Below are 24,167 nucleotides of genomic sequence, written 5' to 3' on the forward strand. Positions count from 1 at the left end.
TGTTAGATAAAAATAAAAGGTGGTAGAATCCATGGCTCTTAGTCAGGAAGTTAAGGAAAAGCTCCAGAAGCGTATAGACGAATTGAAGAAGCGTATGCAGTATGATGCCAATGATCTGGATTATGAGACTCATCTGCACCAGGTGCGGGAGCTTCAGAAGCTCATTAATAATAGTAAATAGGGCTGGGAATATCCGGAAATAGCTGAGAAAGTATAATGGACGGCTGGGGAAGATATATGCGGACATATTTTACCTTGGTACTTAGTGAATTCAAGCCTATGGCGCCGAATGAGCTTAGTACCATTAGGTAAACTAGAGAGCGCGAGCGTTCCGCATATACTTTCACAGCCAATACATGTATATAGAATTTCATTAATGAGGTGAGAAATATGAAAAACACTACTTTGAATATGATTGATGATTTAGTTAAACGCTATCCTGCATTGGCGGTGTGCCGCAGCTCCATTCAGGAGGCTGTGGAGTCCATTTGTGCGTCTTACAGCAAGGGTGGCAAGGTGATTGCCTGTGGTAACGGTGGCAGTGCCTCTGATGCGGAGCATATTGTGGGTGAGCTGATGAAGGGATTTATTTTGAAGCGCCCAATTGATGATGAGCTATATGGCAAGATGAAGGAAGTATGTCCAAATGAGGCGGATTATTTACGGGATAATCTCCAGGGGGCTTTGCCAGCTATTTCCCTTATGAATGCAGTGGCCCTGAACAGTGCCTTTGCCAACGACCAGGCTCCGGATTTGGCCATGGCCCAGCAGGTGTTGGGACTGGGAACTAAGGAGGATATCCTTATTGGCATCAGTACCTCCGGCAATTCCACCAATGTGATTTACGCGGTGCAAATGGCCAAGGTAAAGGGCATAAAGACCATCGGCCTCCTTGGTGGTCGTGAGTGCAAGCTGAAGGGCCTTTGTGATATTGCCATCTGCGTTCCTGAAATGGAAACCTACAAGATTCAGGAGCTTCATTTGCCTGTTTACCACGCTTTGTGTATGGCAGTGGAAAATGAATTCTTTTTAAATTAATTTACAGCATAAAAAATACGCCCCTATTCATGGAAAATAACCATGAATAGGGGCGTGTTTGCTATATTTTGCTATATCTTAAAACAAGACTCCACTGTATTGGAGGAAAATACGGAAACCATCTGTTTGAAGTGTTGGAACAAAGTCTACAACATTTCTCGCAAAGAATGCCTCGACATTATCGGAATAATCCCTTTCTGTCCAGTCTACAAAACCATCACCAAAATTTCCTTTTTGGCCAGAAATATTCACAAGATGAGCCAGTGGCCGTCCATTAGACGGATCCTTAACAAATATTAAAGAATAGTCATGCTTCTTTGTTTTGTTGTCATATATGTAAAAAGTATTTGTGTCAAAATCAAAGTCGAAGCAAATATAATGATATTTCTCCGTCGGACTTTCAGTAACTATTATGTATGTCCCATAATCGGTCACATTGTTTCTTTGCAGTTGGTTACGTGTATAATCTATGTTTTCTGGCATTTCAAGTTTCCACTCTTTATACGAACAATAATAAATAACATTATTGCTCCAATATGCTGCTGCATCTGCAACAGTTTTAGAATGTTGGAAGCGGTCAGGATGTAATGATTCCCAAAGCTCATCACGGAGATTGTGACGTGATGAAGGATTCTGCGCAATGGCATCACACTCGCTGTTGCAGGCATAGGTAGTTCTACGCACTGGTGCAGCCGCTATCTGAGGCTCATTTACAGCAACAGCAGCTGCTGCGGCAGCCTCTTCAGCCTCTACTTCTGCCTTCAGCTGTTCATACTGCTGCTGGTACACACCATTTTCATAATTATTACGAACTTCCTGAGGAATTACCTCCTGGTAGAACTCCTCACCTTCATCGTATTTGATTTTTTCAGTATCGATGATAATGGCGTTTGCAGAGTCAAATACTGTCCTCTTTGGGAACTGGGATGCATTATTACATACATATACAGCATCGTTGAGCTTCTTTAAAGTGTCTTTGTACTTGTTCAGCTTCTGCTTATGTGCTAACAGATTCTTTGCAACTATCTGACTTTGCTGGTTCGTAAATTCTGTTTTGTCATCAATTATTTCATTATCATATTTCTTGGCTTGTTTATAATCAGCAGTGCTTTTATCTTTATTGCCCAGAGCTTCATAACACTTGCTGCGATAGAAGTAGGCATGGGCAAATTTATCATCGAGCTTTATAGCCGCATTAAAATCAGCAATAGCCTTGTCATATTGGCCTAATTCATAATAAATACTGCCACGGGTATCCAGTATATAAGCATTATTTTTATCCTTAAATACCGCCCATTCAGCATCCTCCAGTGCCTTATCATTTTGTCCTAACAGATAATACCACCATGCCCGCGTATTATAAACATCACCTGAAGGGTTTATCTCAATCAACTTGCCAGCCCATTCAATAGCTGCATCAAAGTCGCCTGATTTCCAGGCAGACTCTGCCAAATTATGAAGCACTCCCTGAGACTGGCAACCCTTATCGTAGGCTTGTTTCAAGGAATTGTACTCTGTTTTCCAATCCTCATCCTTTTGGGCTGCAATGGCCTTGGAAATTTCATTACCGTATTTTGCGCTAGCTAACTGGTTGTCCGTGAGCACTTCCTCACAAAGATTAGGGAAGGAATCTCTTATGGCCTTATAGGCATATTGAGACTCGCCTCCGATGTCCTTTAAATAACTCATGTCATACCAGCCTTTATCCGCATACGGCTGGCTTTCGCCCCAATACAGCATTTTGTCGTTTAGTGGGTCAAACCAGGCATAATATGGTCCACTCTGAGTTACATAGGGAATGCCATAGGGAAGCATCTGCTCAAGATGTCTGGTATATGAGCATTCGATAAAAGAATAACCATAGTACTCAACTTTTTTTACGCTAGGCATATTCAATCTGTAATACCCATGATCTATATAGGCAATAATTGGATTATCTGTATTCTCGGCATAACAGGTGCCAACTAACAGTAGCAGAACTGCCCAAAGTCCCGCCAAAATTTTTCTTAATTTCATTTTCCATCCTCCTTAGACACCGACCAGATAACAGCATCAAACTATCACCTGGTCGTTCATTTTAATACCTCCATGTATTACACTTTTCCATGTTCACAAGTATAGCACCTATGTCCCCATCCAGCAAGACATAGGTACTATGTCAATTCATTTTTAATACAACTCTTAAAGGGGTTTAATATTAATTTTATCAACATTTAATACTATTTTAATTATGAAATCTGATATACTAAGGTTATAGTTGGTAATAGAAAGGAAGTTTTTGATTTTGGCTCAAATTAATGATTTAAAAGAAACATCATCTATAAATGGCAGTAAATGGGCACATCTCTTAGCGGGGATTGCGTGTGGGGTATTATTCTTTGCTGCATTCTTCTATCTTTTAGCTCCAAACTTCTTCAGTACAGGTTTTTCCATCAGAACACTTATAGCTCTTGGTGTAGTTATGGGAGTAGGCGTCATTGCAAATCAGCAACTGAATTTATTTAATAGAAGCTCTATGATAGAGCATAGCTATAAAGTAACAAACAAGGTTTTGTCTGGATTGCCTGACTACTATACTGTTTATAATAATGTATGCATCGGTGAGGCAAAAATGGACCATGTTGTGGTTGGAAATAATGGCGTATTTATTGTATTAGACAGAAGCGTAAAAGGCGTAGTCCATTGTAATGAAGATGAAAAGCGTTGGACAATAGACAAGACAGGCAGACAGGGTGGTAGCTATACTTCATCCATGGGAAATCCATTAAAACAACTAAAATGGCAAATACATACATTGGCTAAGTATCTAAAAGACAATGGTATTAATATTTGGATTGATGGTTGTGTATTCTTCTCTAACGCGGATTCGGATTTAGTTAACAAGCCTTCTGGATGCTTTGACTCTGATAGAGAGGTTGTGTCCTTCATTATGAATTATTCTCCGAAGAAAAACATTAATCCACAGATGATTAATAGAGTAAAAGACCATTTAGCAGTATAAAAAGTACATATGAAAAAGCCCCTGCTTTGAGCGTTCTGTCTTGGCTTTGCCAAGGATTCAGCTCCAGAGCAGGGGCATTTTTTATTTATTTACCAGCTGGCTCCTGTCTGCCAGAAGGATGGCTTCAACATAACCAGGAACAGGAATATTTCCAGACGGCCTACAACCATAAGACCGCAACAGATGTATTTTGTCAAATCATTCAAGGTGCTGAAGTCGTTGGCAGCACCAAAGGCCACGCCTGCATTTCCTATGGCGGAAAAGCCCAGTACAATGGCATCCATAATAGGCAGTCCCTCAATGGTAAATACCAGGGCACCCATAAGGGCCAAAAATACATAGAGGAAGAAGAAGCGTCCCACTCTGTTAACCACAATATCCAGCCGTTCCACCGTATCGTATTTCATGTGAATTATCTGATTTGGGTGGAGCTTCTCCTGAATAATATAATGAATCATCTTAAACAGCAGCAGGAATCTGGCTACCTTCATTCCGCCGGAGGTGGATCCGGCACAGCCTCCTGTAATCATTACTATCAGCAGGCAGTATTTGGAAAAAGCGGGCCATGAGTCAAAGTCACTGTTGGAAAAGCCCGTGGTGCTGATGGTGGCCGCAGTCTGGAAGGAAGCATAACGAAAGGCCTCAAATAGATTCATATCCATGGCAGCGAACAGATTGGTGGTAATAGCCAGGGATAATAAGCCAAAGAGGGCCATATAGGCGATGAATTCCCCGTCCTTTAAAATCTTGTGATAACCCTGCTTCCAGGCAATCAGATAAAGGGAGAAGTTGCCTCCTCCCAGCAGCATGGCAATGGTAAGCACCACCTCTGCCGGCAAATTATCAAAGTAACCGATGCTTTCATTTCTGGTGGAAAAACCACCAGTGGCAATGGCAGACATGGCATTATTTACGGCGTCGGAAAAGCTGAAGCCGCATAACAGCAGCAGCGCAATAATCAAAAAGGTGAGGAATATATACACTATTAGCAGGGCATGGGCGGTATCCTTAAACCTTGGTAGTGGTCTGGTTTCCGTTGGTCCCGTGGTTTCCACCTCAAACATTTTCAGGCTCTTGGTGCCTGTCTGGGGAACGATGGCAATAAAAATAACGATGATTCCCAAGCCTCCCAGCCAGTGGGTAAGACTGCGCCATAGCATAATACTGGTGGGCAGCCCCGGAATATCCCTTACCACAGAGGCACCACTACCGGTAATTCCTGATACACCCTCGAAAAGACAATCCACAAAGGGCATATAGTGTCCCGTCAGAAAAGGCAATGAAGCAATTATGGAGGCAAAGAGCCAGCTAAGGCCAGTAATGGCAATTCCCTCACGGATACTAATGTCATTGGTGGTTATCTTTCCACGGTTACTGAAAAATACCGCCAAGGAGAGACTGCATAATATGGCAGCCAAAAAATCCAGCTCATTATTTTCATTAAGCTGTATTGCCATAAAAAATGGAATCAGCAGGGTGACAGACATGGCAACCATCAGGCGGCTAAGCATATAATATATCACCGGATAATTCATGTTGCACCCCCCTACCAGTGTTTATGCAGCAGCTGCTGGCGGCTGCCAAAAATAAGAATTAAAAAGGCAAAAATATCCAGCTTGCCCAGAACCATCAAAAAGCAGCAAAATAGCTTTACGATAACCGGCAGTGCCAATATTTCACTGTGGCTGGTATGAAACAGCATAATGGGTCCTGTACTTGTGATGCAGGCTATGGCAATATCCATGGATTGCTGCATATCCAGTCCCGCTGCGGAAATTACCAGAATGGAAATGGCAATGGTAATAAATACGATAAAGAAAAAGCCTAAAATTCTGTTTATTACCTTTGAAGGCACGATTTCGCCATCGATTTTCATGGTCATAATAATATCGGGGTGAATGGTTCTGGTCATTTCGTTGGCACAGGATTTAAAGAGAATCATAAGTCTGAGAATCTTGAAGCCTCCTGCCAGGGAACCAATACAGCCACCGATGGAAGCCACCACGATAAGCAGCATTTTGTCGAAGTCTGTCCACGTCAGTACCTCAAAGGGCGGGGCTCCGGTGGTGCCGGCATACAGGGCCACGGAGAAAAAGCCATAAAGCAGACTGTCAGACAGATTGTAGTAATTATTGTGATATAGATGTAAGCCACAAATCAGACCGATTACCAGGATAATCAGCACGAAGATATGAAACTCCGTATTGCGGATAGTTTTTTTCAGCATGGAATACTGGCGGCGTTTAATAGCCTGCCAATATATAATTACATTACCTCCAGCGGCTATAAGGCCTACTATGGCAGCTGAGGCAAACCATACATTATTGTATAAGTAGGCATCAGAAAAATAACAGCCACCAGTGGAAATGGTGACCATGGCAAAATTAATGGCATCGTAGGTGCCAAGCCCCGCAATGCTGAAGAAGAATACGCCAATAATGGTTAATAGGGCGTAGAGAATGGAGAGACGGCGGGTGTTTTTCCGCAGTCTGTTGATGGTTACTACGCCGGTTTTCAGGGCCACCGGCATGGCAAAGCTAATGCCAAACATTCCAGTAATGGCAGGCAGTACAGTGGCAATAAACATGAGAATCATGCCACCACCCATCCATTGGGTCATGCTGCGCCACAGAATAAGGGCAGGATCCTGAAGGGAAAGAATATTGGTATAGCCGGTGGTGGTAAAGCCGGATACGCTTTCCACGAAGGCGTCTATTGGTCCCAAATAATGGCTGAAATAATAGGGAAGACCGCCGAAAAAGCCTATGGTGACCCAAATTGCGCACAAAAAGATAGCACCGCCGTACACAGACAGTGATTCCGGCGGATTAGTGGATTTTTTTATCAGCAATATTGCCATCAGCAGGGTAATACATATAGATTGTCCAAATACTCCCGTCATAAAGTTATGATGGAGATATATGCTGTAGGCAAAGGGAATGGCCATACAGGCTGAGCAAAGGAGCAATGCCCTGCCCATAAGATAAGGAATCAGTTTATCCATCGTTTATCCTTAGTTGTAAAAAAATTTTAAGACCTTGGTGGTTTCCTGTTTTTCAGTAATGATAATGGCTCTGCCACCGGCAGCCAGCACAGTATTACCATTAGGAATCTCCACCACATCGTCCTTTACAAAGGCACATACCAGACAGGACTTTGGCAGCTTGGCATTCATGAGCTTTTTATTGCAGACGCTGCAGCCATCCTGGATGGTTACCTCCGTAACCTCAGCTCTAGCGTCCTGTAATAGGGACACTGCGGAATTGCCCCGGACGAAGGCCAGCACCTCATTGGTGGCCAGCACTCTGGAGGAAAGGGAAATATCCACACCCAGCTCTGCCAAAATTGATTTATAGTCGGTTTTAGCCTGGCGGATAATGGTCTTTTTGACTCCGTGATGCTTGCCCAAAAGGGCCAACAGGAAATTAAGCTTATCATCATCTGTAAGGCAGATAAGGGCGTCAGCCTCGTTGATACCCTCCTCCAGCATTTTGTTGATATCTGCTGCATCAGCCCAGATGGCCTTGCCGTGGTATTTAAACATGGAGGCTACAAGACGGCACCGTTCTTTGTTGGTATCGAAAATTTTTACCTTTACATGCTGCTTGTCCAGCATGGTGGCCACGAAGCGTCCCATACGGCCTGCACCTACGATGGTGACCTTGCTCAGCTTTGAGTTGTTGCGCTCCACCAGATTTTTACTGAAATTATCAATATCCTGGGTCAAACCAATAAAGTAGGCATTATCTCCAGGCTGGAAGGAATCATCGCCATGGGGCAGAATCATGCGCTGACCACGGAAAATCATGGCAGCCATAATGGTGGTTGGCATATCCAAATCCTTCATTTTTATATTGGCCAAAGGTGATTTCTTCTTGATTTTGGTTTCAAAAAGACGGACCTGACCGTCGGCGAAGTCCTCAATGTTAAGGGCTGCCGGTACCATGAGAATACGATTTATTTCCATGGCCATAATCAGCTCAGGGTTCAGCATAAGGTCTATATCAAAGTTGGATTTAAGGTATTCCTTGGCTTCGGAAATGAACTGCATATCCCTTATACGGGCAATGGTGCGCTTAATGCCATGCTTTTTGGCAAGAATACAGGACACCATATTTACCTCATCGGTGGCAGTAACAGCTATAAGGACATCAGCACCACGAATGTCATCATTATTCATGGTAATAGGGCTGGAGCCGTTGGCTTCAATGGCCAGAACATCCAGACTGGCCTGAACATTTTGCAGGCGGGATGCATTGTTATCCACCACAATTACGTCATATTCTTCCTGGGAAAGGCGTTCAGCAATGGAATAGCCCAGCTTTCCCGCGCCAACTACAACGATTCGCACGATGGAACCTCCTATAAAATCTAACAATATTTCAAGCTATATCATACTCTATTTTGACAAAAAAAACCATCATTATGGATTATGATAAAAAGTTATATGTTAATATGAAAATAAATGTTAGCCATAATATGGAAAAGTGCTGTATAATATAAAGTAGACATAATATGATAACTTATTGGTAATGAAAGGGGTGAGGCTATGATAAAGGAACAGCGGGGAGCGGTAATTATTCTTTTTGCGGTGCTGATTCCATTTTTGATGTGCTTCGCCGGCTTGGTGGTGGATTTGGGAAATTTATATGCCCACTATTCCAAACTGCAAAATGCAGCAGATGCTGCGGCTCTGGCTGGAGGAAGTGCCTATGCGGAAAGTGGTGGCGATCTGGATAGAGCAAATGAGTTTGCCCAGAATTATGTGACTCAAAACGATCCAAAGGCATCCTTCAAATCACCGCCTAAAATAGAAGAGAAGAACAGAAAATTCTATTATGTGGTGGTTCTCAAGGAAAGAGTTCCTCTGTATTTTTTGCGTTATTTTCCGCAAATTGGGTCTGATACGGAAATAAGTGCCGCTGCCTGCGCCCAGATTTCTGTACAACGGCAGGCTTCGGGAAATAACAGCGGTGGCTTTGTCCTGTTTGATAATCTGTTTACTGCCAAGCAGGGCTTTGATTCGGTTAATTCCATTCAAAATCCTGATAATCATGATATTGCCCAAAATAAAAATAACTGCTCCACCTATCATGGAAACATTGTTATTGGTGACGAAAGTGCCTTTAATGAGGCTTCAAAGAATGTCTATTTGCAGCCAGAGGCCTTTGGTACCGACGGTAATAGTCAAACTACTGTAAATGAAGCTACAAGACAGGGGTACATCAATATTCCGGAATATAATGGCAGTCTGGAGGTAACAGATTATTATCGTGACACAGTGCAGCAGCTGATGACTGCGGCTTCTACCTATAAGATTACGAACCAAAACAAGAACTATCTAGATAGCAGTTCTTTAGATCAGCTAAGCAGCCAAGGGGTGGATGTGATTTATTCTAATATTCCCAACTTGGATATAGGTCTCACCAAGGCCATAATTGGTGATACAAATAAACCGCTATATATTATTTGCGATAACATTAACAATTTTAATACCTCTGCCGATATGACCGGAGGTAGGCCAATAGTGCTTATATATAATGGGTCAGGGAGTTTTGCAATGAATTGTAATGACGGTACTTTTATGGGGGATATTTACGCCCCCTTTGGATCTGTCTTTATTAATGATAATCATCATCTTTTCTATGGCAGTATCGTGGCGGGTAATAGGATTCAGTTGCAAAGTCAGGGATATTATATTCAAAGGAACTACACTGCTACAGGCAGTGGGGGCAGCGGTTCCGGCTCCGGGGGGGCTGGATCTGGAGCTGGTGTCAGCTACAGAGTAAATCTTGTAAATATAAGTGAAGTGCTCTAAATAAAAGGAAGAAAAAAAGAACCGGATTCTCCGGATACTTAATGTATCACGAGGATTCCGGTTCTATTTTTATGTTGGTAAGTGCCTCAGGGGTAAGACGGCTTAATGTTCCTGCAGGAAGCTCGATGGCTCCCTTGGCCCCCGGAGCAACACATATTCCCGTCCAGGGCTTTAGGTTTGTGGCCACCTTCACCACATTATATTCCTCATCGTAAAAGATTACGTCAATGGGAAAACGCATAAACATCATGTGAATGCTGTTGCATGGGGCCAGCAATAGTCCCGTATTAGGCTCCAGCCTGAATCGCCCCATAAGCCCCAAAAATCTTTTTAAAAAGTTATCTGCCACCGTAAGCCTAAATTTTTCCTCAGGGTCACAGTTCATGGTTAAAATCATCATTTCACAGTCCTCCGGTATTAGAAATGCTTAATCATATTCAGTATAATTGGCACCAATATTACCACGAACAGGGCCGGGAATATAAACATTACTAAAGGAAAGAGTATCTTTATGGGAGCCTTCAGGGCTTCCTCCTTGATGGATTGACGCCGCCGTTCCCTCATATTGTCAGCCTGAATAGTAAGGGTATTGCTGATACTGGTACCAAGGCGCTCTGCCTGTACTATGGAGGATACGAATAAGGATAGCTCTGGCACCTCACAGCGGTTGGCCATACTCTTAAGGGCCATACGTCTGGCTACGCCCATGCTCATATCGTCCAAGGCTTCCCTTAATTCGTCAATGAGAGGACCATGGGTGCGCTGGACTATTTTTTTTACGGCCGCATCAAAGGTGAGACCTGCCTGTACGCTGACACACATCAAATCCAAAACCTCCGGCAGCTGTTTTACTATTTTGGCCTGCCGCTTGGTGATTAGTGAATTAAGTATCATCAATGGCAACGAACCACCCACAATAAAACCCAATCCCAGCCAAAGGGCAGTCTGTATAAGAGGCAGACTGTGATAGCTGGCATATCTGTAGGCAAAGTAGAGGGCAAAGCATACAAAGATGGCCCAAATAATGGAAAAGCCACCTACAGACAGCTTTTGCTTAAGACCGGCCACCGTCAGCTTGTGTTGAATAGTGCCCGTAAGTGAAGATGGGGTCAGCTCAAAGAAATTATGTTCCAGCATGTCCGTCAAGGGTTTAATTACTCTGTTGTAGAAGGAAAGGTCCTCCTTTTCCTGTTCCCTGTTTATGGGCAGAGTGTTCATTAAGCGGCTGGCATCCACTGTGTTCAGTTCATTAATGGAGTTAAGACGCTTTTGATATGTGGATTGTGGCACCACATATTTTTGGATGAACCCAAAGCAAAGGAAAAATATTAATAAAGCCACGGACATGGAAAAAAGAAGGGCTAAAAACATCAATACATTCCCCCCTCATCTCCCATATTCTGGAACATTTCATCAGGTAGCTCAACACCGTTGGCTTGGAATTTATCCAAAAAGCCAGGCAGCAGTCCCGTAGCCACAAAGCGTCCCGTAGCTTTGCCGGTTTCGTCCATACCCGTCATCTGGTAATAGAACAGATCCTGGGTAGTAATGGTATCACCCTCTAAATGCTGAACCTCAGTTATATGGGTAATCTTGCGGCTGCCATCCTTTATGCGGGACTGATGGAGTATCAGGTCAATGGCAGAGGAAATCTGCTCTCTAATGGCCTTTACAGGCAAATCAAAGCCAGACATGAGCACCATGGTTTCCAAACGGCTGAGAGCATCTCTTGGGCTGTTGGCATGGGCGGTGGTAAGGGAACCATCATGGCCCGTATTCATAGCCTGCAGCATATCCAGAGCCTCACCGGAGCGCACCTCTCCCACTACAATGCGGTCAGGACGCATACGCAAGGCGTTTCTTACAAGATCGCGAATGGTAATCTGCCCCTTGCCTTCGATATTGGCAGGGCGGGATTCCAGAATTACCACATGGGGCTGCTGTAACCGTAGCTCTGCCGCATCCTCAATGGTGACGATGCGTTCATTGCTTGGGATAAAGGAAGACAGGGCATTGAGGGTGGTGGTTTTACCAGAGCCGGTACCACCTGTTACCAGTATATTAATTTTGGCCGCCACACAGGCCTGCAGAAATTTGGCCATCCTGCGGTCCAAGGTACCAAAATTAATGAGATTATCAAAGGTCAACGGCTTTTTGGAAAACTTACGGATGGTTACCACCGGTCCCACCAAGGAAAGTGGAGGGATAATAATATTGACGCGGGAACCATCACTAAGACGGGCATCCACCAATGGGGAGGCCTCATCAATGCGGCGTCCCAGTGGGGAAATAATCCGCTCGATTATATTCATCAGGTGTTCATTATCGTGGAAGGTAATATCTGTCAGCATCAGCTTGCCCATACGCTCCACAAATATTTTCCGGGGACCGTTTACCATTACCTCTGTGATGGAATCATCCTTTAAGAGGCCCTCAATAGGCCCCAGTCCCAGCATTTCATCCCTAAGGTCACTGATGACTCTGCTCCGCTCACCCCTAGGAATGGCAAAGGGATTTTCATCCAGTACCTTTTGGACATAGGAATCTATGATGTGCTCGATTTCCAGCACATCCTGATTTTTAGTGGATAAAATCCGCTGCTCCTCCGGAGTCATTTCTTCCACTATGCGATGATGTATTTTTAATTTAATTTCCTGAAAGGAATTGTCCACCTGATCCACGGAAAGGGAGGCAAAGATTCTCACCTGTACATTCCGCTGATTGGGGCGGCCTAATCTTTCCAAAAGTGACAAGGTAACTTCACTCCACTTCAAATCACCACAAAAACTGCCCGTTAATTCCCACTGGAGTTAAGGCCAGGAGGGCAGTACATGGTATATACTATATTGACCCCCTTTTTGCTAGGGGAGATTTTACTAAAGTTTTTCATAATTCTTCCAAAGTAGGAACTGGAGGAATAATCCATATGGGAGGTTACCACAACATCCATTCCTTTTTGGGAGGTATTGTCTATATTCTTATATTCAACCTTTAAATACTTAGTATCATTAGGTTTCCATATAAATATATCACTGATAAATGTTAGGTCTTTGGTTTCTCGTTCAATGAATTGTTGTACTTTTGCCTGATCCTGAACTATGGATGCCTCATGGGCAATGCTTCTGGTGGTATTACTTACGGTAAGATAATCCGCAAAAGCAAAGCCAAAGTAAAATAATCCCACCATAAGCAAAAGAAATAGAGGCAGAACGAATGCAAATTCCACAATGGCTTGTGCTTTTTGGAATCTCATAATTCTGCCTCCTCAGTTTTAATTTTTCTTTTAAAGATTTCCGAATGCAGTCACTTCAACTAGCGTTCCTCCGCTGATGTAGCTTCTAATACATCCAGAGGAATTAGCTAGCTTCATTGACACTGGTGCCACTCTGATCTTTTGTTTTATTAAGCTGCTGTGTAACGGACGAAAAAGTATTTTTGATTGCCTGTCCTAAACCGTTATCACTCTGAAGTGCAACAGCTGCAATACCAACTACAAATGCCAGAATGAGCGCATACTCCACCATACCCTGAGCCTTCTGTTCCAAATAACGCATAACCTTCATAGTAAGCTCCTCCTTTCAAGATAAACCAATGTTGCTACAATTGTCATAAAATAATTAACAAATAATAGCTATGAAATAATAATACACGTTTTCCCTAAAAAAGTCACGGGGGAAATGAATTATTATTTACTTATGTATCGATATTTACGATCCGTTTAATAACTATAAAACCAATAATTTCTAAAAAAATTGCAATTCCTATGGCAATGTGGCCGATTTCCTCCTCAAATAAAGGATTTAAATAGCTGGGATTAACGGCATTTATAAACACCGCCAGGGCAATGGGCAACAGGGCCAGAATAATTCCCGACATTCTTCCTTGGGAGGTAAGGGTTTTTATTTCCCGACGCATTCTTAGCCGGGCATTAATGGTATTACTGATGCTGTCCAGTATCTGGGACAAATTACCTCCCACCTGACGCTGAATCAGCACGGCGGTTATTACCAGATCAAAGTCCTTGCTCTTGACTCGTGAGCTCATATTTTCCAGGGCTGTTTCCAGAGGTACTCTGAGATTAGTTTCCCGCATGAGCTTTTCTACTTCCCGGCTGGCCGGGGCATCCATTTCTCTGGCCACATGCTCCATGGCCTGCATAAAGCTAAAGCCAGCCCGCATGGCATCTGCAATCATCTTCAGCATATCGCTGAGCTGGTTGGTAAAGGCAGCCTGTCGCCTTTGAATGTGTAAATTAAGTACAGTCCATCCCAGCAGGGCACCAAAAATAAAGCCAAAAAACACACTGACTATTTGGTGGGTATAGGCGAGGAACCCTAGGGCACCTAATATGCCCAAGCTAGTCAGAACAAGCTGAAATTCCGGTCCTGTAAGGGGCCAGTCAGCCTGCTGCATCTTCAGCTCAAAAGAATTGCTTCTCTTAAAGGGCTCCAGCATTTCACCTCCACGGTGAAACAGGTCCTTTATAAAATCCCCCAGAGTTTTTTTCCTGCCAGAAGCTGTATGGCCTGCTTGGTAGTCGGCAAAATAAGCGATACGCTTTTTGATATTTTGTTTTTCGCTGTTCTTGCGGCCCAGAAAAAACATAAATACACTAAAAACTATAAGGGCAGCAAGAAGGGCCATCATTAGCTTAAAAATCATCGTCGTTATCCTGCTTTTCCTTGGTGATTCTCCCCGCCAGATAGTTAATTCGCTGACTGAGAGGGCTGTTTGGTTTTAAATCAAGAGCCATACGGCCGTCATCGGCGGCGGTGGCCACATCCAGATAGGCATTAGGAATAATACCAACCACCGGATAGCCGATTAATTCCTCCATTTGTTGCTTGGAAGTAATAGTACAAGGCTCTACACGAGTAAGAATAATCTTCACCCTTTCCTTGTAATCAGGCCAGGTGGTAAAAATATCCAGAGAACGCTGAATATGTTGCACCTCGAACCCACTGCCATTCAGCATGGTAACAATGTAGGTGGTATCAGACATTTCCGCTGCTGCAATGGAGGTGGGATTAAAGCCTGCCGGAACATCAATGAGCACGTACTGGAACATGGTTCTGGCCATATTTATAATAGTTTCCAAAGAGTGTATGCTCACCTTGTCAATAAGGCTTGGCTCCTTGGTACCACAAAGGATAGAAACGTTCTTGTCCACGGGCACAAAGTAGGAATTAAGGGACACCGGAGAAAGGAAATCCGTATCTCTGGCAGCCTCCACAATGGTGCTTTGTGGCTTTAGGTTGAAAAAGAAGGCCATATCCCCAAATTGTAGGTCGGCGTCAATAATGCCCACACTGGCATTGGTTTTTCTGGAGATGGCCATGGCCAGATTGGCAATAAGGGTGGTCTTGCCACTTTTTCCCTTAGGGCTGAAGAAGGTCATAACCTTGGCTTCCTTCCCTCCGGCTGCCGGCTTGCTGAAGGCAAAGATGGCATCCAGCAGCTCCTCAGAGGAAAAAGGCTTTACCAAGAAGCACTTGGCTCCTGCATTTACATAGAGGCTGGAGCTTTCAGCGGACCATTTTTCACCGGTGCATATTATATCCGCATGGGGATACACCCGATGAAACTCCTCCAACAGACTCATAATATTAGGATTATCTGCATCCAGCAGAATAATATTGGGGGTAAATACCATGCCCTGGCCCAGAGCATCCTTGGCATCCCTAAAACGGGCCACCAGGGTGACGGTTTCTGTTTCCCGAATTATGTTGGAAAGCTGCTCCAAATAAAGGCGGTTGCCCTCCACCAGCATGACGTTGTTGTTAATCATTGAGAAGGCACCTCCTACCTAAATATCTTGGACAGCCACGAGTTCTTCTTTTGAGTTTCTGTGGTCTGGTAGCCCTTATTGGTATATCTTGCCACCAAAGCACGGAGCTCCTGGGTCAGCTCGCTGTCCTGACCGTTTAATACCAGGGGAATTCCACTGGCAATGGATTCACTGGCGGAAATGAAATCATTGTGGAGAATGTGATAGAAATCCTCACCCAGTATGCTTACCACATCCTTCAGCTGAATATGGGTCTTGGAATCACTGCGGTTCAGCACCAGACGAATCTTGTTGGAATCATAGTTCAGTGTACGGAGGGTTTCATTACCTATCTTCATATTTTTTATGGTTGGTATGAAATCCACAATTCCCAGGAAGGTAACGATGGTACTAATATCCAAAAGGGCCAGATTCAGCACGCTGAACATGGATGTGGTGTCCACGATAATATAGTCATATTGCATCCGCAGATTCTTCAGCACATCAATGATGGTTTCGGGACTAAGATTGTAGGCCTCCTCCAGCTTGTTGGGATTTGGAATCACCTGAAAGGCTACCCCTTCGTAGGCGTAGGTGGTGAGCATAGGCATCAGAGAGCTGCCTGAATCCGCCTTTATCCTGTCACAAAGGTCCGTAATGGTATATTCAGGGTTAAGGCGCAGATAATTTCTGATGTCTCCAAATTGAAGGTCAAAATCTGCCAGGCACACACTATAGCCCTCTCTGGCCAGCTCTGAGGCCATATTGATACTTATGAGGGTTTTTCCCACAGCCGAGGCTGTACTAAAAAAGGTTATAATGACACCGTTAATTTGTTCTTCAGCCATACGCTCATCTCCGAAAAAACTGCATCATAATTATTTTTCTTCATAGTTGTTCTTTACGATATCCAAATCATTTGGACTTACTTCCTTCATGGTGGCATACTCCTGCTTGGCCTGCTCCACTGCATTGGCAAATGGCTGGGAAACCTTTAATGGATCATCACTGTTCACGATGGTAGGAGTGATAAGGATAACCAGCTCATGACGGTCTCTGGAGGTGCTGGTGTATTTGAAGAATTCACCAATGATAGGAATGGAACTGAGAAGTGGAATCTTGTTTACATTCTTGCTTTCACTGTTGTTCATAAGGCCGCCAATGGACATGGTCTCACCATCAGGAATAGTAATAACGGTGGAAGCCTTACGGGAAAGGAGGGCAGGAATGGTGCCCGCACTGGTGGTTACAGCATTGCTGTTATCCAGGGAACTGATTTCTGCATTTATCCCTGTAGTAATATTGTTGTCCGGGGTGGCAGTAGGCTTGATATGGAGCTTAATGCCGTATTCACGCCAGGTGATGGAAACATCACCGTTTTTGTTGGAAGTAGGCAATGGAATCTCGCCACCTATGAGAATTTCGGCTTCCTCACCGCTCATGGTGGTAACATTCGGTCTGGAAAGAATCCTGGCCTTTCCCTGTTTTATAAGAAGACCGAGCTTAAAATTAATGTTGTTGTATACATGGGGGCCAAACTGCTTGAAATCCTGACCGCCATAGAAGCTGCCAAAGGATATTCCGCTGAAATCCCCGGCTTCAGTCCTGACAGTACCGCTGGAGCCTGTCATAACGCCCAAATCCTTGGCGTCAGCGTTGGAAATATCAATTACCATGGCTGCCAGATTAATCTGGGTAGGGTTGTCCATTTCCAGCATATTGATGACGTTTTCAGGATTGCTTACGAACATAACGGCTACGCTGTGGGCCTGCTGCTTTTCATATTGGTTTTTAACCTTTCCCTTCAGGAGAATTCTGTCCCCCACCTTTTCCACAGTGATTCCGGGAATGTTTATGGCCTGCTTGATGGCATTTGAGGTGCCGGAGTCCTTGTTGGAAACATTTACTATAAAATCCTGCTGCATACCATCATCGGTCCATACTGTAAGGCTGGTGGAACCAGGAGATACGCCGATAATATTAAGGGTTCTGTTGTTGATAACATTTACATCCGCAATGGCGGGATTTGCAATGGCTACCCTGATAATGTCAGCATAGCTGGAGGCATTAAAAAGGGTAGATTGATTTATCTCCAGATAGAGAGGCTGAACGTAGGCTGCTGCCACAGAGGTGGACAGAAAAAGCATAAATGCGGTCAGCATGGTGGCTATATGAAGTTGCCAATTATGTATAGTATTTTTCATTTTTAGGCTCCCTCTCTGGTAACTTTGGTACCGCGAATAACTTCAACTGAACCATAGGATTGGGCTGGTGCCGGTGCTGCTGCCCCGTTGGATACAGGCTGACTGCCACCTGTCGGCATAGGCTGTCCTCCCTGTGGTGTAGCCCCCTTATTAGTTACCTTGGAATATTCCGTGTTAGTAGTAAATGTATCTCTAGGCTTATAAGGTCTCAGTACCAGATATACGGTGCCGGACTGGGCTGCTGCGATAAGCTCCATGGCATCCCTAGGTGATACTGCCAAAGTAGCGGTGGCTACGCCTGAGGAAGCGGTATTACTAGGTGCAGGCTGGTTGTTGCCCAGAACACTGCCGTTATTATTGTTATTACTATTATTATTTTTGTCCCCCTCGCCACTGGCTGGTGTATTTACCACAACATTTCGCTGACTGTACATCGGTGTTTTGTTTATGGCCAAAAGCAGGATATTTTGCAAAATAATGTTGGAGGTAATGCGGTTATCACTGTTACTGCCGGATACCACCAACACATCCACATAATCTCCTGGCTTGGCGAAGCCGGAAATGCCGGTAACATCGTTAATGCCTATGGATATGGCCCGACAATCCGGTGGAATGGTGCCGGTGAAGCCAGCCATCTTTATATCCATCAATACCTTTCTGTCGGTAACGATATCATCGCGCATAATCTGGAATTTAGCAGGCTTGCCTACAATATCCTTTACATCGGTAATGGCATCATCTGGCACAAATTCCACGGGAATTTCCTTTGTAGTGAGCATATTTGATTGAATAAGGGTCCGGGGGGCAATATCTGTGGCCGCCACAATGACTGTGGCCTTTTCCCCGTTATAGGCGGGCACCGGTGTTTCTGGTTTTTGCTCCAGATAAATAAATAACAGGATGCCAAATAACAAGCTGGCAATGGCGGCGAAAATTATCCAATATTTGTAGCTGATTTTTTCAGCCATTTCAGAAAATTGTTTTTTAAATTCTGGTTTCATTTTTATGCCTGTCCTTATTTAAAAATTGTTTTATTGTATTTAATATTCTAAAATAAGCTATAGATATATTATAACGCAATTGTTCAAATTTTTCTTTAAAATTTGTTAGCAAAAGAAAAATATTATCATGGTTTGCAAAAAAATATTTTAAGCAGGTGATTATGGTGTTGAGTCACATTTTTTTAAATAACATTTTGATTATTTCCCTAATGTTAATTCTAGGTTATTTTGGTAGCCGTGGTCTGCTGACCTGGTCCGAATATCTAAGCTGGGAATACGAGAATGAATTGGATACCTTCATTCCCGTCACAAGGCCAGTAACAGAAAATAAATGGCTTATGCTCATAGCAGCCATAGTGCCTTTGATATGTGTTGCCATAGCTTGTCACTTATATGGGATTCAGTACCCTATTATTCTATATGTATTTGCTGTTTCCCTTTTTATGGTGCAATTTTCTTTAACAGATTTTTTGTGGCAGGTGATTTTTGATAAACAGCTGGCCCTGTTTGCCATTCTGGGCATCAGCAGATTACTGGTAACAGGTGATGGTCTGGTGGACTGCCTTGTGGCATCAGTGACAGGCTTCGTGGCATTTTTCCTGCTGGCGGTAATTACCCGGGGAGGCTTCGGCGGCGGTGATGTGAAGCTCATAGGTGCCATGGGACTGTGGCTTGGTTCGGATCTTCTTCTTACCACTGTGATAGTGGGCTCAATTCTTGGAGGAATTGTGGCCCTGCTGCTGTTAATTACCAAAAAAAGAGGCCGCAGGGAATATTATCCCTACGGACCCTATTTTGCCATCACTGGCATGATATTGTTTTTGTTGACACTTAACTGATCATTTGTTGAATGCTTATTGGGCTGCTTTAAGAAAAGAGGGGGGTGGACAGATAGCGGTCACCGGTATCTGGCAGGAGAACCACAATGTTCTTGCCCTTGTTCTCAGGCTTCTTGGCCTGCTGAACTGCTGCAGCCAGAGCTGCACCGGAGGAAATACCGATGAGAATACCCTCACTCTGGGAGAACTGACGGCCAAACTTAAATGCATCCTCGTTTTCAATAGGAGCGATTTCATCGTAAATCTTGGTATTAAGGGTATCTGGAACAAATCCTGCGCCAATGCCCTGGATCTTGTGAGGGCCTGCAGTGCCCTTGCTGAGAACAGGAGAAGTAGCAGGCTCCACAGCCACTACCTTCACATCTGCCTTCTGGGACTTCAGATACTCACCTACACCGGTAAGGGTACCACCAGTACCAACGCCGGCAATAAAGATATCTACATTACCATCGGTATCATTCCAAATTTCTGGGCCGGTGGTCTTTTTATGTGCTTCTGGGTTAGCAGAGTTGGTGAACTGGGATGGGATAAAGGAATGTGGGGTGCTCTTTGCCAGCTCCTCAGCCTTTTCAATGGCACCCTTCATACCCTTGGCACCATCTGTGAGGACAATCTCTGCACCATAGGCCTTTAAGAGATTGCGGCGCTCTACGCTCATGGTTTCCGGCATGGTGAGGATGGCCTTGTAGCCACGGGCTGCAGCGAAGCTGGCCAAGCCGATTCCAGTGTTGCCACTGGTAGGCTCGATGATAACGGAGTCAGGGGTGAGCTTGCCCTCTGCCTCGGCCTGTTCAATCATAGCCTTGGCGATGCGGTCCTTAACACTGCCTGCTGGATTGAAATACTCCAGCTTCACAAGAATATTAGCCTCAAGGTCATTGGCCTTGGCGAAATTGTTTGCCTTTAAAAGAGGGGTACCACCGATAAGTTCAGTAACACTGTTGTAGATTCTAGCCATAATAAACGCCTCCTAAAATATCATTTATTAGTTCGTTGGTGAAAACATATATGTTTAGTATGTTTGTATTTTAATACCTACCATTTTGGTTGTCAATAGACTTTTTATTATTTTTAAAAAATTTTTGGACACAAAAAAGCCCGATTATCCATGGAGATAAATGATATGGATAAATCAGGCTTTAAATTTGAACGATAAACTATGTCATTACTGCATCTTGGACAAGTCGTTGAATCTGGTAAATTCCTTTTTGAAGAACATCTTAACCGTATCCACCGGGCCGTTACGATGCTTGGCTACAATAACTTCCGTAATGTTTTTGTTCACTGTTTCCGGATCATAGTAATCCTCGCGGTAAAGGAACATTACGATATCCGCATCCTGCTCCAGGGAACCGGATTCACGGAGGTCACTGAGCATAGGACGCTTTATCTGACGGCTTTCCACGCTTCGGGAAAGCTGGGAAAGGGCAATGACGGGAACATTCAGCTCACGGGCCACTGCCTTTAGGGAACGGGAAATTTCGGATATTTCCTGCTGACGGTTATCTGTGGCCCCCTTGCCGGTGCGTCCCTGCATCAGCTGGAGATAGTCGATGATAATCAGATCCAGTCCCTTTTCTGCTTTCAGACGGCGGGCCTTGGACCGCAGCTCCATTACGGTGATACCAGCGGTATCATCAATATACAAAGGCGCCTCTGCTACTTTGTTGGCCACGTTTACCAGCTTACTCCAGTCAGTTTTGTCCAGTTCTCCTTTACGGAGCTTTTGGGAGTCAATACCACCCTCGGAGCACAGCATACGCTGAACCAGCTGCTGCTTGGACATTTCCAGGGAGAAGAAGGCCACGTTCTTGTGTTCCTTTAGGGCCACATGGGCGCCTATGTTAAGAGTGAAGGCGGTCTTACCCATACTTGGGCGGGCAGCCACCAAAATAAGGTCAGAGGCCTGAAGGCCGGAGGTGAGCTTGTCCAAATCCGTAAAGCCGCAGGGAATACCAGTAAGTCCCCCCTTGCTTTCGTAGAGCACATTGATTTTGTCAAAGGTCTCCATTACGATGTCCCGCATTGGGGTAAAGGCACTGACATTTTGGCGGTTGGCCACCTCCATAATCATCTTTTCCGACTTATCAATAACGTCAGCCACATCGTCGGAGGACTCGTAGGCCATGCTCGCAATGTCTGTGGCGGTATTTATCAGGTGTCTCAAATCAGACTTTTCACGCACTATCTTGGCATGATAGGTAACATTGGCTGCCGTTGGAACAGTATTGGCCAAGGCAGTAATAAAGGTAACGCCACCCACCTTTTCCATAAGATTCTCATTGTTGAGATAATCGGAAACGGTGACGATGTCCGCCGGCTCGTTTTTGTTAAAGAGAGTCAGCATAGCTTCATATACGATTTTGTGGGCATCACGGTAGAAATCCTCAGGTCTTAAAATCTGGGAAACTTCGGCGATGGCCTCTTTTTTTATTAGCATGGCTCCCAAAACAGCCTGTTCAGCATCTATGTTTTGAGGCGGAACTCTATCAATCATTGGCATCTGCTAATCCTCCGATTTTTCTGGCTCTGGAGCCAGAAGTAAATCAAATGCTTCCTTGGCAGTGGAAACGGGGTGAATATCCAGTCCCAGATGCTGCTTTGGAATATCCTTGCTGTTTTCCTTTGGAATAATCAGGGTCTTTATACCCGCCTGTTTGGCGCCATAAGCCTTTTCGAAGACGCCACCCACAGGACGGACGCGCCCCTGAAGAGAAATTTCTCCTGTCACTGCCACATCCTGACGGATAGGACGCTTGGTGATGGCAGATAAAATAGCGGTTAGAATGGCGGTTCCGGCACTTGGGCCGTCAATATTGCCTCCCCCAATAACGTTAATGTGAATGTCGTAATCATGAATATCCTTACCCGTAATCATGCGCACCACGGAGGCCGCGTTAAATACTGAGTCTTTGGCCATACTGCCGGCGGTTTCATTAAAGCGTACTGTCCCCTTGCCCTTTTCACGGGCTTCAAAGGCAATGGCCTCGATTTCAATAACGGATCCCAGAAAGCCTGCTACTCCTAAACCGAAAATATGGCCGACCTCCAGACGGTCTGACGCCTTTTTGGTTACATAAGGACTTAGGCGGCTCACCTGGGCCACCCTGTAAATGTCCGCCTTTTCAATGGAAACTGTGGCGTCAGCCTCCTGGTCCAACTCCTGCTGGGCATTACGCTCTAAAGCAAGACTGTAGGCATCGGCCAAAATATTGATGGCTTTACGGCCTTCGATGGTATATTCACTTATAAGCTCTGCCACCCCATCCCCTAAATCTGCGGAGAGCTTTTTGGCGGCATTTCGTACGATTTCCTGAATATTGGCAGGAGTCAGTGGCTCGAAATATATTTCCGCACATCTGGAACGTAGAGCCGGATTGATGTGTGATGCTTCTCTGGTAGTGGCACCAATGAGTACGAAGTCAGCCGGAGCCCCCTCCTCAAATAATTTTTTGATATAAGGAGGAATCTTCTCGTCAGCCGGATCATAATAGGCGGATTCAAAGAAGGCCCGCTTATCCTCAAGAACCTTAAGGAGCTTGTTTTGGAGCATAACATCCATTTCGCCGATTTCGTCAATAAAGAGAATACCACCATGGGCATCGGTAACCAGTCCGGGCTTTGGCTCCGGAATACCAGTATCAGCTAAATCCCTACGGGCCCCCTGGTAAATAGGGTCATGGACAGAGCCCAGCAACGGGTTGGTCATGTCCCGGGGATCCCAGCGTAAGGTCGTACCATCTGTTTCAATGAAAGGTGCATCATCAGCAAAGGGAGATAGCTTCCGCCTTTTAGCTTCCTCCAGCACCAGACGGGCGGCAGTGGTTTTGCCCACTCCCGGTGGCCCGTACAGGATAAGATGCTGTGGATATGGGGAACTGAGCTTGGCCAGCAAGGAGTCCACAGCCCTTTTCTGGCCTACAATTTCATCTGTGGAGGATGGTCGTAAAAGCTCCATAACAGACTGGGTCAGACTAACCTTCTCCAGCTCCTCCAAATGCTCCCGCTTCTTCTGCTCCAGAGGAGATTCCACATTCTTTTTCTCCTCTTTGAGAATCTGCATTTTTATGTCCTTAACGTAATCCTGATGATTTTCCTCAAGGCGCTCTGCCACCTTCTTCTCCAAATCATCCTCCACCGAGCGGCGGGCCAGAATATCGGAGAACTGCTCCGTAAGCTGCTCCAATATGTTCAGCAGCTCATCATCCTTGGGTACCTCCTTGATGGTGGGATTTTCGTTAATAATTCTCTGTAAAGCAAGTACACGCTCACCTCTTTTAGGTGAGCGCACGTACTGTAAAGCATCCATTTTGCCTGCCTTGATAACCAGCTTGTCGGAGCCGTAATAGTCCACAAGCAGATTAAACAGGGCATCTATTTTTCTGTCCACCTCATCCCGGGGACCCATTTCAGCCTCCAGAGCTGCCTTGGCAGAATCCAGATTGGCATCCCGGTCCTGGGTTTTGAGATTTAACAATTTTGAAAAGAAATTTTTCATG

The 24,167-nt window shown here is 44.7% G+C and carries 22 protein-coding genes; 5 read left to right on the forward strand and 17 right to left on the reverse strand.

Annotated features, from left to right (window positions below; genetic code table 11):
- The first annotated feature begins 31 nt into the window (after window positions 1–31).
- Together T355_RS0104705 and T355_RS0104710 are read left to right on the forward strand one after the other, a co-directional pair.
- Window positions 32–181 carry a hypothetical protein gene (locus T355_RS0104705; protein WP_027396745.1) on the forward strand — a complete coding sequence of 50 codons (150 nt, stop codon included), beginning with the start codon at window positions 32–34 and terminating at the stop codon, window positions 179–181.
- Between the two features lie 209 nt (window positions 182–390).
- Window positions 391–1,038 (forward strand): D-sedoheptulose-7-phosphate isomerase, encoded by a 648-nt coding sequence (locus T355_RS0104710; protein ID WP_027396746.1) that lies wholly within the window; start codon window positions 391–393, stop codon window positions 1,036–1,038.
- A gap of 78 nt (window positions 1,039–1,116) precedes the next feature.
- Here the strand turns inward: T355_RS0104710 and T355_RS0104715 are convergent, their stop codons facing one another.
- Window positions 1,117–3,054 carry a tetratricopeptide repeat protein gene (locus T355_RS0104715; RefSeq protein ID WP_027396747.1) on the reverse strand — a complete coding sequence of 646 codons (1,938 nt, stop codon included), beginning with the start codon at window positions 3,052–3,054 and terminating at the stop codon, window positions 1,117–1,119.
- Window positions 3,055–3,322: 268 nt separating this feature from the next.
- Between T355_RS0104715 and T355_RS13570 the strand changes: the two genes are divergently transcribed.
- The gene (locus tag T355_RS13570) at window positions 3,323–4,039 is read left to right on the forward strand and encodes a nuclease-related domain-containing protein (protein WP_051555375.1); all 717 of its coding nucleotides are present in this window, start codon (window positions 3,323–3,325) and stop codon (window positions 4,037–4,039) included.
- 89 nt (window positions 4,040–4,128) lie between these two features.
- Here T355_RS13570 and T355_RS0104725 read toward each other — a convergent pair whose 3' ends face one another.
- Genes T355_RS0104725 through trkA form a run of 3 tightly spaced genes read right to left on the reverse strand, consistent with a single transcriptional unit; the run spans window position 4,129 to window position 8,390 of the window.
- Complete coding sequence (locus tag T355_RS0104725) at window positions 4,129–5,574, reverse strand: TrkH family potassium uptake protein (RefSeq protein WP_027396748.1); 1,446 nt, start codon at window positions 5,572–5,574, stop codon at window positions 4,129–4,131.
- Window positions 5,575–5,585: 11 nt separating this feature from the next.
- Window positions 5,586–7,043 carry a TrkH family potassium uptake protein gene (locus tag T355_RS0104730; RefSeq protein ID WP_027396749.1) on the reverse strand — a complete coding sequence of 486 codons (1,458 nt, stop codon included), beginning with the start codon at window positions 7,041–7,043 and terminating at the stop codon, window positions 5,586–5,588.
- A 9-nt stretch (window positions 7,044–7,052) separates the two neighbouring features.
- Complete coding sequence (trkA, locus tag T355_RS0104735; protein ID WP_027396750.1) at window positions 7,053–8,390, reverse strand: Trk system potassium transporter TrkA; 1,338 nt, start codon at window positions 8,388–8,390, stop codon at window positions 7,053–7,055.
- A 198-nt stretch (window positions 8,391–8,588) separates the two neighbouring features.
- On the opposite strand from trkA, the gene T355_RS0104740 reads away from it, so the two are divergent.
- Entirely contained in the window at window positions 8,589–9,857 is a 1,269-nt protein-coding gene (locus T355_RS0104740; RefSeq protein ID WP_027396751.1) for a pilus assembly protein TadG-related protein, read from the forward strand.
- Between the two features lie 46 nt (window positions 9,858–9,903).
- On the opposite strand, the gene T355_RS13575 is transcribed toward T355_RS0104740, so the two are convergent.
- From T355_RS13575 to cpaB, 10 genes are all read right to left on the reverse strand, one after another.
- A complete protein-coding gene (locus T355_RS13575) occupies window positions 9,904–10,257 on the reverse strand; it encodes a DUF192 domain-containing protein (protein WP_051555376.1) in 354 nt (117 codons plus the stop codon).
- A 17-nt stretch (window positions 10,258–10,274) separates the two neighbouring features.
- Window positions 10,275–11,228: a type II secretion system F family protein gene (locus tag T355_RS0104750; protein WP_037329856.1), complete on the reverse strand. Its 954-nt coding sequence runs from the start codon at window positions 11,226–11,228 to the stop codon at window positions 10,275–10,277.
- Window positions 11,228–12,610, reverse strand: a complete 1,383-nt coding sequence (locus tag T355_RS0104755) for a CpaF family protein (RefSeq protein WP_027396753.1) — start codon at window positions 12,608–12,610, stop codon at window positions 11,228–11,230. Before T355_RS0104755 ends, T355_RS0104750 begins: the two co-directional genes overlap by 1 nt.
- A gap of 41 nt (window positions 12,611–12,651) precedes the next feature.
- Entirely contained in the window at window positions 12,652–13,110 is a 459-nt protein-coding gene (locus T355_RS13580) for a TadE family protein (RefSeq protein ID WP_037329857.1), read from the reverse strand.
- Window positions 13,111–13,213: 103 nt separating this feature from the next.
- Window positions 13,214–13,420, reverse strand: coding sequence for a Flp family type IVb pilin (locus tag T355_RS15460; protein ID WP_037329858.1), 207 nt, complete (start codon window positions 13,418–13,420; stop codon window positions 13,214–13,216).
- Window positions 13,421–13,550: 130 nt separating this feature from the next.
- On the reverse strand, window positions 13,551–14,519 hold the full coding sequence (locus T355_RS0104770; RefSeq protein ID WP_037329859.1) for a type II secretion system F family protein: 969 nt from the start codon (window positions 14,517–14,519) through the stop codon (window positions 13,551–13,553).
- Entirely contained in the window at window positions 14,509–15,645 is a 1,137-nt protein-coding gene (locus T355_RS13590) for a response regulator (protein WP_051555377.1), read from the reverse strand. Before T355_RS13590 ends, T355_RS0104770 begins: the two co-directional genes overlap by 11 nt.
- Window positions 15,646–15,659: 14 nt before the next feature.
- Window positions 15,660–16,472 carry an AAA family ATPase gene (locus T355_RS0104780; RefSeq protein ID WP_027396755.1) on the reverse strand — a complete coding sequence of 271 codons (813 nt, stop codon included), beginning with the start codon at window positions 16,470–16,472 and terminating at the stop codon, window positions 15,660–15,662.
- A 30-nt stretch (window positions 16,473–16,502) separates the two neighbouring features.
- Window positions 16,503–17,828, reverse strand: coding sequence for a type II and III secretion system protein family protein (locus T355_RS13595; protein ID WP_051555378.1), 1,326 nt, complete (start codon window positions 17,826–17,828; stop codon window positions 16,503–16,505).
- Window positions 17,829–17,830: 2 nt separating this feature from the next.
- Complete coding sequence (gene cpaB, locus T355_RS13600) at window positions 17,831–18,829, reverse strand: Flp pilus assembly protein CpaB (RefSeq protein ID WP_051555379.1); 999 nt, start codon at window positions 18,827–18,829, stop codon at window positions 17,831–17,833.
- Between the two features lie 209 nt (window positions 18,830–19,038).
- On the opposite strand from cpaB, the gene T355_RS13605 reads away from it, so the two are divergent.
- On the forward strand, window positions 19,039–19,668 hold the full coding sequence (locus T355_RS13605) for a prepilin peptidase (RefSeq protein ID WP_197019554.1): 630 nt from the start codon (window positions 19,039–19,041) through the stop codon (window positions 19,666–19,668).
- Window positions 19,669–19,696: 28 nt separating this feature from the next.
- Here T355_RS13605 and cysK read toward each other — a convergent pair whose 3' ends face one another.
- The 3 genes from cysK to lonC all read right to left on the reverse strand — a co-directional run bounded on the left by cysK (window position 19,697) and on the right by lonC (window position 24,166).
- Window positions 19,697–20,626: a cysteine synthase A gene (cysK, locus tag T355_RS0104800; protein ID WP_027396756.1), complete on the reverse strand. Its 930-nt coding sequence runs from the start codon at window positions 20,624–20,626 to the stop codon at window positions 19,697–19,699.
- 207 nt (window positions 20,627–20,833) lie between these two features.
- A complete protein-coding gene (dnaB, locus tag T355_RS15240) occupies window positions 20,834–22,165 on the reverse strand; it encodes a replicative DNA helicase (protein WP_027396757.1) in 1,332 nt (443 codons plus the stop codon).
- A 9-nt stretch (window positions 22,166–22,174) separates the two neighbouring features.
- The gene (lonC, locus tag T355_RS15245; RefSeq protein ID WP_037329860.1) at window positions 22,175–24,166 is read right to left on the reverse strand and encodes a Lon family ATP-dependent protease; all 1,992 of its coding nucleotides are present in this window, start codon (window positions 24,164–24,166) and stop codon (window positions 22,175–22,177) included.
- Between the last annotated feature and the right edge of the window lies 1 nt (window position 24,167).

Source organism: Anaerovibrio lipolyticus LB2005, from assembly GCF_000621545.1.
Classification (GTDB): domain Bacteria; phylum Bacillota; class Negativicutes; order Selenomonadales; family Selenomonadaceae; genus Anaerovibrio; species Anaerovibrio lipolyticus_A.

What these genes read in the sequence shown, in the direction of transcription:
- T355_RS0104730 (WP_027396749.1), bottom strand. Translation starts at nt 7,043, where the DNA reads ATGGATAAACTGATTCCTTATCTTATGGGCAGGGCATTGCTCCTTTGC.
- T355_RS0104725 (WP_027396748.1), bottom strand. Translation starts at nt 5,574, where the DNA reads ATGAATTATCCGGTGATATATTATATGCTTAGCCGCCTGATGGTTGCC.
- lonC (WP_037329860.1), bottom strand. Translation starts at nt 24,166, where the DNA reads ATGAAAAATTTCTTTTCAAAATTGTTAAATCTCAAAACCCAGGACCGG.
- T355_RS13605 (WP_197019554.1), top strand. Translation starts at nt 19,039, where the DNA reads ATGTTAATTCTAGGTTATTTTGGTAGCCGTGGTCTGCTGACCTGGTCC.
- T355_RS0104780 (WP_027396755.1), bottom strand. Translation starts at nt 16,472, where the DNA reads ATGGCTGAAGAACAAATTAACGGTGTCATTATAACCTTTTTTAGTACA.
- T355_RS0104710 (WP_027396746.1), top strand. Translation starts at nt 391, where the DNA reads ATGAAAAACACTACTTTGAATATGATTGATGATTTAGTTAAACGCTAT.
- T355_RS13575 (WP_051555376.1), bottom strand. Translation starts at nt 10,257, where the DNA reads ATGATGATTTTAACCATGAACTGTGACCCTGAGGAAAAATTTAGGCTT.
- T355_RS13595 (WP_051555378.1), bottom strand. Translation starts at nt 17,828, where the DNA reads ATGAAAAATACTATACATAATTGGCAACTTCATATAGCCACCATGCTG.
- T355_RS13590 (WP_051555377.1), bottom strand. Translation starts at nt 15,645, where the DNA reads ATGATTAACAACAACGTCATGCTGGTGGAGGGCAACCGCCTTTATTTG.
- T355_RS0104740 (WP_027396751.1), top strand. Translation starts at nt 8,589, where the DNA reads ATGATAAAGGAACAGCGGGGAGCGGTAATTATTCTTTTTGCGGTGCTG.
- T355_RS0104750 (WP_037329856.1), bottom strand. Translation starts at nt 11,228, where the DNA reads ATGTTTTTAGCCCTTCTTTTTTCCATGTCCGTGGCTTTATTAATATTT.
- dnaB (WP_027396757.1), bottom strand. Translation starts at nt 22,165, where the DNA reads ATGATTGATAGAGTTCCGCCTCAAAACATAGATGCTGAACAGGCTGTT.
- T355_RS0104715 (WP_027396747.1), bottom strand. Translation starts at nt 3,054, where the DNA reads ATGAAATTAAGAAAAATTTTGGCGGGACTTTGGGCAGTTCTGCTACTG.
- T355_RS15460 (WP_037329858.1), bottom strand. Translation starts at nt 13,420, where the DNA reads ATGAAGGTTATGCGTTATTTGGAACAGAAGGCTCAGGGTATGGTGGAG.
- cpaB (WP_051555379.1), bottom strand. Translation starts at nt 18,829, where the DNA reads ATGAAACCAGAATTTAAAAAACAATTTTCTGAAATGGCTGAAAAAATC.
- T355_RS0104770 (WP_037329859.1), bottom strand. Translation starts at nt 14,519, where the DNA reads ATGATTTTTAAGCTAATGATGGCCCTTCTTGCTGCCCTTATAGTTTTT.
- cysK (WP_027396756.1), bottom strand. Translation starts at nt 20,626, where the DNA reads ATGGCTAGAATCTACAACAGTGTTACTGAACTTATCGGTGGTACCCCT.
- T355_RS0104705 (WP_027396745.1), top strand. Translation starts at nt 32, where the DNA reads ATGGCTCTTAGTCAGGAAGTTAAGGAAAAGCTCCAGAAGCGTATAGAC.
- T355_RS13580 (WP_037329857.1), bottom strand. Translation starts at nt 13,110, where the DNA reads ATGAGATTCCAAAAAGCACAAGCCATTGTGGAATTTGCATTCGTTCTG.